We start from the raw sequence: 9,585 nt of genomic DNA on the forward strand, positions 1-9,585 counted from the left end.
ACTTCGACAGATAAAAAAATAAACGGCAGTTTTTAACTGCCGTTTATTGGTGGGCCATCAGGGACTCGAACCCCGGACCGACCGGTTATGAGCCGGTTGCTCTAACCAACTGAGCTAATGGCCCTTAAACTCACTGGTTAAGTTACCTTTAGTATTATATCAGCAATGATGTTGTTTGTCAAGAGATTTTTTAAACTTATAGTTATTCGCCTAAAATTCTCGAGGCGTTTCCGTTCATTATAAGCTCTGTTTCCTCGGCTGATAAATTAAGGTCTTTTATTCTTCCTATTTCACCGAAAGCATTCCACATTGGAAAATCTGTTCCGAAAAGAATACGCTCTGCGCCGTATTCGTGAATAAGCTCACGGCTTCTTTTTCTGCCTAAATACATGGTAGAGCTTGAGCAATCCAAATAGCAATCCCTGTCCACAAGGTATTCGGCAGCCAAATCCCACAGGCTCCAGCCTCCGAAGTGAGCGGCAATAACAGTAAGACCCGGGAAGTTGTCCAAAACTCTGGCAAGGCGTTCCGGTCTTGAATATCCGTAACGATAGTCGCCGCAGTGGAAAAGAATGGGAAGCTTTCCACGTATCATATCGTAAACCTTGAACATTTTTTCCTCGTCAATATTTATATGCTGTGTATCCGGATGAATTTTAATGCCTTTTAAACCAAGGGAAATCATTCTTTCAATTTCGGCTTCCGGATTTTCCATTTCGGAATGAATTGTGCCGAAACCCACAAGCTCTTTGTGTTCATTGCACAGTGAGGAAACATAATTGTTTATGCTTTGAACCTGAGAGGGAACAGTGGCAACCCCCAGAACCACCGCACGGTCAATGCCTGCCTTTTGACAGTCTGTTAGCAGTGACTGGATAGAACCGTCCATTTCCATTTTAATGCCGTAATATCCGCTTACGGATTCTATGGCTTTTTTTGCTATGTTGTCCGGATAAACATGGGTATGGAAATTTGTAATCATAAAATCTGACCTCCTTTTCAGTAAAGTAAATCTTTTATAATTATAAACCTCAAATTATTCGTTGTCAAATTATCACAGCCATGATATAATAACGGAAAAGCCTCAATTTTTAGAATATATTGAAAAGGGGAAATGACTTATCGCACAGGTAAAACCATTCAGAGGATTACGTTTTGATGTGGAAAAAGCAGGAGATATAGGAAAGCTTTGCTGTCCTCCTTATGACATTATAAGCGACAGCGAAAGAGAGGGATTTATAAAAGAAAATCCTTACAACATTATTAGACTTGAGCTTCCAAAGGGCGAAAACCCCTATGAAGAGGCAAAAGAAACTTTAAACAGCTGGCTTGAAAAGGGAATTTTAAAGAGAGATGAAAAACCGGCTATTTATGTTTATGAGGAAGAGTTTGACCATAAAGGAAAGAGAGTATGCATCAAAGGTCTTATTCTCTGCCTGAAGCTGGAAGAGTTTTCAAAGGGTATAGTTTTGCCTCACGAGTTTACACTTTCAAAGGCTAAAGAGGACAGATTGAACCTTATGAAAGCCACAAACTGCAACTTTAGCCAGATATACGGACTTTATATAGACGACACCCACACAACAATGAATACAATAGAAAAGAAAACCAAGGAGATGGAGTGTCAGGAGTTTACAGACGGTCAGGGAATTACCCACAGACTTTGGACTGTAACAAGCCCTTCTGTTATCGAGAAGATAGTATCTGATTTTAAGGACAGAAAAATCTATATTGCCGACGGTCATCACCGTTATGAAACAGCTCTCAACTATAGAAATTACTGCCGTGAAAATGGTCTTGCAAAAGAGGGCGACGGCGTTGATTATCAGATGATTTTCCTTGCCGATATGGATCATCCGGGACTTAAAGTTTTCCCAACACACAGACTTGTAAGAGATCTTGAAAACTTTGACGAGGAAGCATTCCTCAAAAAATGTGAGGAAAACTTCAAGGTTATGGACTGCGAGGATATTTCCACAATGGAAAATACGCTTCACGACCTTTTCCGTGACAACAGAAAGGCTTTCGGATATGTGGGAAAGACAAACAAAATTCTCATGCTGAAAAATGCTTTTAACCTTGATAAAATGCTGCCTGATATGAGCAAGCCCACAAGAGAGCTTGACGTTACAGTTCTTCACAGTCTTATCCTTGAAAACATTCTCGGTATAGATAAAGAGAATATGGCAAATCAGATAAACCTCACCTATACAAAGATTTTTCAGGAGGCTGTTGATGGTGTTAGTGATGGCAAATTCCAGTGCGCATTTATTTTGAACCCAACAAAGGTTACACAGATTCGTGACGTTGCCCTTGCAGGAGAAAAAATGCCCCAGAAATCAACCTATTTCTATCCAAAGATGATAACAGGTATGGTTATGAACATGCTTGAGGACTGATAAAGATAGTTTTATCTTGACAATATTACATTAAACTGATATAATAACAAACAGATTAACGGTATTATGAAGGGGCACACCACCTCGGGTGTGATTTCTTTGTGATACCGTTTTTTTGCAAGTGACAACAAAAGGAGGCGTTTTTGTGGTAAAAATTAACGGTCAGCCGGCAGAGGCTGCGGGAAAAACAGTTGCTCAGATTGTTGAGGAACAGGGCTTGAATGTTCAGCGAGTGGCTGTTGAATTAAACGGAGATATAGTAAAACGCAGTGACTTTGACAAGGTTGTAGTCAAAGAGGATGACTCCATGGAAATAGTAAATTTTGTGGGCGGCGGCTGATATGACAAGGGAAGAATATTTTAACGCTTTGATAGAACGCCACGGAAAAGAAGCCCAGGAAAAATTTTCAAATGCCGCAGTTGGAATTGCGGGACTGGGGGGACTTGGTTCAAATATCGCCTTTTTTCTTGCAAGGCTGGGAATAGGAAAGCTTGTCCTTGCGGATTTTGACAGGGTGGATGTGACAAACCTCAACCGCCAGCAGTACCGTGTTGCGGATTTGGGAAGATATAAGGCGGAAGCCTTGAAAGAACAGCTTTTGGGAATAAACCCGTACTGTGTGTACGAAACACATTCCGTAAAGCTGACAGAGGAAAATATTCCGGAGATTTTTTCGGAATGTGACATAATCTGCGAAGCCTTTGACAAAGCCGACCAGAAAGCTATGATAACCGAAACTGTGCTTTCCGATATGAAAAATGTGATTTTGGTTTCAGGTTCCGGAATGGCGGGAACCGACAGCGCCAATAAAATCACCACAAGAAAGGTTATGAGCCGTTTTTATCTCTGCGGAGATGAGAAAAGCGATATAGCAGACGGCTGCGGACTGATGGCACCAAGAGTTGCAGTATGCGCCGCACACCAGGCAACAGCGGTTATGAAATTGATTTTGGGACAATCGCCGGTGTAATACGTTATGTCATTCAATGAAAAATAAAGTCCAACCGTATGGACGGATTAACAACAAACACTATTGAAGGCGAGCAATTCCAAAAAAACTAAAGAAAAGGTCTCGCCCGACCTGTGCAGACGTTTATTTATAAAAAGAACCTTTGCAGGTTGGAAATAAAAAATAAGGAGAATGAGAAAAATGAATAATGATAAATTGATACTCGGAGGACATGAATTTAATTCACGTTTTATTTTGGGCTCAGGAAAATATTCCCTTGACCTTATAAAGGCGGCTGTTGAGAATGCCGGAGCAGAGATTATAACACTTGCATTAAGACGTGCAACTGCCGGAACAGATAACATCCTTGACTTTATACCAAAGGGCGTAACACTTTTGCCTAATACAAGCGGCGCAAGAAACGCTGAGGAAGCAATTAGAATTGCAAGACTTGCAAGAGAGTGCGGCTGCGGAGATTTTGTTAAGATTGAGATTATGAGAGATTCAAAATACCTGCTTCCTGACAACTACGAAACAATAAAGGCAACTGAGGTTTTGGCTAAGGAAGGCTTCATCGTTATGCCTTATATGTATCCGGATTTGAACGTGGCAAGAGATTTGCAGAACGCCGGCGCCGCTTCAATCATGCCTTTGGGCGCTCCTATCGGTTCAAATAAGGGTATCTGCACAAAGGAATTTATTAAAATCCTTATAGATGAAATTGACTTGCCGATTATCGTTGACGCAGGTATAGGCAGACCTTCTCAGGCTTGTGAGGCTATGGAGATGGGCGCCGCCGCAGTTATGGCAAATACCGCAATCGCTACAGCAGGAGATATCGCCGCAATGGCAGAGGCTTTCAAAAAGGCAATAGAAGCAGGTAGAACAGCTTACCTTGCAGGCCTCGGCAGAGTAATCGAAAAGGGTGCGGTTGCTTCCTCACCTCTTACAGGATTTTTGGGCGAATAATTTTCAAGGGAGATAGAAACTAATGATAGATAAGAATACCAACTGGATGGAATATCAGGAGAATATGGAAGTTATTCCCCACGATATTATGGATCAGGTTATAGAAGCAAAGAATAATTTTGACCCGGATAAATATACAGCACTGGACGTAAAAAGAGCTTTGGACAAGGACAGCCTTTCACCTGAGGACTTTGCGGCTCTCCTTTCACCTGCGGCATTTCCTTTCCTTGAGCAGATGGCTCAGCGTGCCCAGATGGAAACAAGAAAGCATTTCGGAAACTCCGTTTACCTTTTCACACCTCTTTATATTGCCAACTACTGTGAAAACTACTGTGTTTACTGCGGATTTAACTGCCATAATAAAATACACAGAGCAAAGCTTAACTATGAAGAGATAGAAAGAGAAATGCAGGCAATCGCAAAGTCAGGACTTGAAGAAATACTTATCCTCACAGGCGAAAGTCCAAAGATGTCAAATGTTGAGTACATAGGCGAAGCCTGTAAAATAGCAAAGAAATACTTTAAGGTTATCGGCCTTGAGGTTTACCCAATGGACAGTAAGGATTATAAGTATCTCCACGAGTGCGGAGCAGACTTTGTAACTGTTTTCCAGGAAACATATAACAGCGATAAATATTCAACACTCCATTTGGGCGGAAGAAAGAGAATTTTCCCATACCGCTTTAACGCTCAGGAAAGAGCCTTGATGGGCGGTATCAGAGGCGTTGGCTTTGCGGCTTTGCTTGGTCTTGACGATTTCAGAAAGGACGCATTTGCAACAGGTATGCACGCTTACCTTATTCAGAGAAAATATCCACATGCTGAGATAGCTTTTTCCTGCCCAAGACTTCGTCCTATTATCAACAACGACAAGATAAATCCAAAGGACGTTCACGAGCCTCAGCTTTTGCAGATTATCTGCGCTTACAGAATTTTCATGCCTTTTGCAAGCATTACAATCTCCAGCCGTGAAAATGCAAACTTCAGAAACAACATTATCAACATCGCCGCAACAAAGATTTCCGCAGGTGTTGATGTTGGTATAGGCGGTCACGGAGATGAAAAGCAAAAGGGCGACGAGCAGTTCGAGATAGACGATGGCAGAACAGTTGACGAGATTTACAAAGCCATTAAAGACAAGGGCTTGCAGCCTGTTATGAGTGATTATATCTATGTTGGATAATTTTAAACTTGTATGCGTCACCGCAAGAAAGCTTTGCGGTGACGATTTTATCAAAAGACTTGAAAAGATTTCAAAAAACTGCGACCTTATAATTTTGCGTGAAAAGGATTTGACAGAGGAAGAGTATTTTTCTTTAGGGGAAAAATTTCTTAATGTGTGCAGTAATGGCAGGGCAACTCCTGTACTTCATTGCTTTTGGAAAAAAGCCTTGGAACTTCACCATGATAAAATCCACCTGTCACTAAAGGACTTTAGGGAAAATCCTCAGATAAGGGAAAAATTTTCCCTTGTGGGAGTTTCCATTCACAGCCCTGAAGAAGCAAAAGAGGCGGAAGCTTTGGGCGCAGATTACGTCACCGCCGGACATATCTTTGAAACCGACTGCAAAAAGGGACTAAAGGGCAGAGGTCTTGAGTTCCTGCGTCAGGTGTCACAAGGAGTTTCAATTCCCGTTTACGCCATAGGGGGAATAAGCACAGAAAATATGGAACAGGTAAGGGAAGCCGGAGCAAATGGCGCTTGCATAATGAGCGGATTTATGAAAGCCGATGATTTCGGCGAAAGCTTTTATAAAAGAAAAACACAGATACTTGAAAAGGAGAATAGAGCTTGAACCTTTATCAGTATTTAAAAGAATATTCAAAAGAAATTTACCCAATGCATATGCCGGGACACAAGAGAAATTTTTCCATTGTGGGTGAAACACCCCTGAAAGAAATCGACGTGACAGAGGTTGAGGGAACAGACGACCTCCACGACCCGGAGGGAATAATTCTCAAGTCCATGGAGAAAACCGCAGAGCTTTACGGAAGCTATTTCTGCCGCTATGTGGTAAACGGAAGCACCTGCGGAATTTTGTCCGCAATTTATGCCTTTACTGAAAGGGGCGACAGGGTGCTTGTGGCGAGAAACTGCCACAAATCCGTTTACAACGCCATAAACATCTGCGGACTTTTGCCGGTTTATGTCACCCCGGAGTATGACGATGAGTTTTCAATAAACGGAAGCATTTCCCCAGCTCTTGTGGAAAAAGCCTTAAACGAATATCCGGACATAAAGCTTTGTGTTTTAACATCGCCCACCTATGAGGGCGTTGTTTCCAATATTTCCGCAATCTCAAAAATTCTTCATGAGAAAAATATTCCCCTTGCGGTGGACGAGGCCCACGGAGCACATCTGGGATTTTCCGAATATTTCCCAAAGAGCGCAATAAAAAGCGGAGCGGACTGTGTCATACACAGCACCCACAAAACTCTGCCCTGTCTTACCCAAACTGCGGCGGTTCATATCTGTAAAAGCTTGTGGGAGGGCGAAAAACTTCAAGAAGCCTGCCAAAAGCTTACGGAAGCTCTCGGAATTTTTGAGACCAGCAGTCCCTCCTATGTGCTTATGTCCTCAATAGACCAGTGCATGAATTATCTTTCTGAAAACAGTGTAAAAGCTTTTGAAAGCTATAAAAACATGCTTGCGGATTTTTCGGAAAAGGCGAAAGACTTAAAGTATATTAAAATCCTGTGCAAGGGAAATGACAGAAAAGAAAACCATAAAAGCTTTTACGATTTTGACAGCGGAAAGCTGGTTATCTCATTAAAAAACACAAATCTCAATGGTGCAGAATTTGAAAAAATTCTCAGAGAGAAATATAAAATCCAGACAGAGATGACCTCCTTAAACTACTGCGTGGCAATGACCTCGTTCTGTGACAGTGAAAAGGGCTTTGAAATGCTTTTTAACGCTCTTTCTCATATTGACCAAGAATACGGAGCGGAAAATATTTTTATAAATGAAAATACAATGGGCGGAAAAATTATCGAACCGCCTGTAAGCATTTATGAAGCACAGAAATGTCAAAAGGAATATGTAAGCCTTGAAGAAGCTGAGGGAAAAATCTGCGGAGAATACGTTTTTGCCTATCCGCCGGGAATACCCATATTTGCGCCGGGAGAACTTATAACGAAAGAGCTTACAGAAGAAATAAAATCTCTTTACAAAGCAAAAATAAACTTAAAAAGCTCGGGAGGAAACATTCCCGAAAAAATACTTGTGTTGAAATGACATATTAAGGTCTGTTTATGCGTATTGACATATAGACGAAAATAATATAAAATATACAGTGAGCAAAGCGTGGAGAACGCTTAAATTTTACCGAAAGAGGTGGCCACTAATGAAAAGAATTCAGACTTTGAACACAAGAAATCTTGCTGAGTCCGCAAAGAAGGGCGGCTGCGGCGAGTGCCAGACTTCCTGCCAGTCAGCTTGCAAGACATCCTGCGGTATCGCTAACCAGCAGTGCGAGCAGAAAAAAGCAAGCAAATAATTTTTTATTTGCCTAACCGTTCGCTGTACAGAACAGTTTCCTGTATTCTGTACAGCGTATTTTTTAGTTCCGACCTGTTTTTTATCTCCGACCTGCAAAGGTATTTTTTGAAAATTAACGTCATTTCAGGTCGGGCGAGACCTTTTTCGCAATTCTTAGAATGGTTCGCCTACATATAACTTTTTTATGATTACCGAAATTTTAATAAATAAAAAATAAAATGAAAAAAGATGAAAGGAATTGGGATATGATTCATCAGTATAAAAGCAACGGCTACAACATCATAATCGACGCCAACAGCGGAAGCGTTCATGTGGTTGATGATGTGGCTTACGACGTAATCGCCCTTTACGATAAGGGAGAGTCAAAAGAGAATATCACAAATAAAATCCTTGAAAAATATCAGGGCAAAGAGGAGATAACCGCTTCTGATATCGACGATGTTCTTTCCGACATTGAAGAGCTTAAAAAAGACGGAAAGCTTTTCAGCGAAAGCAACTATCAGAATTTGGCAATAGATTTCAAGGGTAGAGACACAGTTATAAAGGCTCTCTGTCTGCACATTGCCCACGACTGCAACCTTGCATGTAAGTACTGCTTTGCAGGAAAGGGCGAATATCAGGGCTGCAAGTCCCTTATGAGCTTTGAGGTTGGCAAGCGTGCTCTTGATTTCCTCATTGAAAATTCAGGCACAAGAAGAAATCTCGAGGTTGACTTCTTCGGCGGCGAGCCTCTTATGAACTTTGAGGTTGTAAAACAGCTTGTGGCTTATGCCCGTGAGCAGGAAAAAATCCACAACAAGAATTTCCGCTTCACCCTTACCACCAACGGTGTTTTGCTTGACGACGAGGTAATGGAGTTTGCAAACAAGGAAATGCACAACGTGGTTTTGAGCCTTGACGGAAGAAAGGAAACAAACGACCGTCTGAGAGTGTCAAGAAACGGCAAGGGAAGCTATGATATGATAGTTCCTAAGTTCCTTAAAATGGCTGAAAGCCGTGGACAGAAGGACTACTATGTTCGTGGTACATACACCCACTACAACACAGATTTTGCCGCCGACATTCTCCACATTGCAGACCTTGGCTTTAAGAGCCTTGCAATGGAGCCGGTTGTAGCTCCTCCAGAGGCGGACTACGCACTTAAATACGAGGATTTGCCAGTATTGTTTGAGCAGTACGACATCCTTGCAAAGGAAATGCTTAAAAGAGAAAAAGAGGGCAGAGGCTTCACTTTCTTCCACTACATGGTTGACCTTGAGGCAGGCCCATGCATTTACAAGAGAATTGCCGGCTGCGGCGTTGGAACAGAGTATATGGCGGTTACACCTACAGGCGAGCTGTACCCATGTCATCAGTTTGTTGGCAATGAAGATTTTATTCTGGGAAATGTATTTGACGGTATAAAAAATACAGAGCTTCGTGACGAGTTTAAGCTCTGCAATGTTTATGCACGTGAAAAGTGTCAGGACTGCTTTGCAAAAATGTATTGCAGCGGCGGCTGTACCGCAAACGCTTACCACTCAACAGGTTCACTTACAGGAACTTATGATTTGGGCTGTGAGCTTCACAAAAAGCGTATAGAATGTGCTATCATGATGAATGTGGCAAGACAGTTTAATGAGTTAAATTAAAAATAAAAAGCCGTGTTTTTAAACACGGCTTCAGCTTGTCCAAAAACCCTGAATTTCTATCTGAAATTCAGGGTTTTTGCGTTTATCAAGCAACCAACACTTTGATAAAAAAGAAGGAGGAATTGGGGTTTAGC

The 9,585-nt window shown here is 41.7% G+C and carries 10 protein-coding genes and 1 tRNA gene; 9 read left to right on the forward strand and 2 right to left on the reverse strand.

Annotated features, from left to right (window positions below):
* Window positions 1-47: 47 nt before the first annotated feature.
* Both B5F08_RS09800 and B5F08_RS09805 read right to left on the reverse strand, forming a co-directional pair.
* Window positions 48-124 (reverse strand) — tRNA-Ile (locus tag B5F08_RS09800).
* Window positions 125-202: 78 nt separating this feature from the next.
* Window positions 203-982: an amidohydrolase family protein gene (locus tag B5F08_RS09805; RefSeq protein WP_087378775.1), complete on the reverse strand. Its 780-nt coding sequence runs from the start codon at window positions 980-982 to the stop codon at window positions 203-205.
* 139 nt (window positions 983-1,121) lie between these two features.
* Here B5F08_RS09805 and B5F08_RS09810 point away from each other — a divergent pair, with 139 nt between their 5' ends.
* The 9 genes from B5F08_RS09810 (at window position 1,122) to scfB (ending at window position 9,451) form a co-directional block, all read left to right on the forward strand.
* Complete coding sequence (locus tag B5F08_RS09810; protein ID WP_087378777.1) at window positions 1,122-2,399, forward strand: DUF1015 domain-containing protein; 1,278 nt, start codon at window positions 1,122-1,124, stop codon at window positions 2,397-2,399.
* 145 nt (window positions 2,400-2,544) lie between these two features.
* Window positions 2,545-2,739, forward strand: coding sequence for a sulfur carrier protein ThiS (thiS, locus tag B5F08_RS09815; RefSeq protein ID WP_087378779.1), 195 nt, complete (start codon window positions 2,545-2,547; stop codon window positions 2,737-2,739).
* 1 nt (window position 2,740) lies between these two features.
* On the forward strand, window positions 2,741-3,370 hold the full coding sequence (gene thiF / locus B5F08_RS09820) for a sulfur carrier protein ThiS adenylyltransferase ThiF (RefSeq protein ID WP_087378781.1): 630 nt from the start codon (window positions 2,741-2,743) through the stop codon (window positions 3,368-3,370).
* A gap of 180 nt (window positions 3,371-3,550) precedes the next feature.
* Window positions 3,551-4,318, forward strand: a complete 768-nt coding sequence (locus B5F08_RS09825) for a thiazole synthase (protein WP_087378783.1) — start codon at window positions 3,551-3,553, stop codon at window positions 4,316-4,318.
* 22 nt (window positions 4,319-4,340) lie between these two features.
* A complete protein-coding gene (gene thiH / locus B5F08_RS09830; RefSeq protein WP_087378785.1) occupies window positions 4,341-5,501 on the forward strand; it encodes a 2-iminoacetate synthase ThiH in 1,161 nt (386 codons plus the stop codon).
* Window positions 5,491-6,114, forward strand: a complete 624-nt coding sequence (locus B5F08_RS09835) for a thiamine phosphate synthase (protein WP_087378787.1) — start codon at window positions 5,491-5,493, stop codon at window positions 6,112-6,114. The genes thiH and B5F08_RS09835 overlap by 11 nt, the downstream gene beginning before the upstream one ends.
* A complete protein-coding gene (locus tag B5F08_RS09840) occupies window positions 6,111-7,556 on the forward strand; it encodes an aminotransferase class I/II-fold pyridoxal phosphate-dependent enzyme (protein WP_087378789.1) in 1,446 nt (481 codons plus the stop codon). Before B5F08_RS09835 ends, B5F08_RS09840 begins: the two co-directional genes overlap by 4 nt.
* Window positions 7,557-7,665: 109 nt before the next feature.
* Window positions 7,666-7,818 (forward strand): six-cysteine ranthipeptide SCIFF, encoded by a 153-nt coding sequence (gene scfA / locus B5F08_RS09845; protein WP_087378791.1) that lies wholly within the window; start codon window positions 7,666-7,668, stop codon window positions 7,816-7,818.
* A gap of 247 nt (window positions 7,819-8,065) precedes the next feature.
* On the forward strand, window positions 8,066-9,451 hold the full coding sequence (scfB, locus tag B5F08_RS09850) for a thioether cross-link-forming SCIFF peptide maturase (protein ID WP_087378793.1): 1,386 nt from the start codon (window positions 8,066-8,068) through the stop codon (window positions 9,449-9,451).
* Window positions 9,452-9,585: the final 134 nt, after the last annotated feature.

Origin of the sequence: Anaeromassilibacillus sp. An172 (assembly GCF_002160515.1) — a bacterium.
GTDB lineage: Bacteria > Bacillota > Clostridia > Oscillospirales > Acutalibacteraceae > Limousia > Limousia pullorum.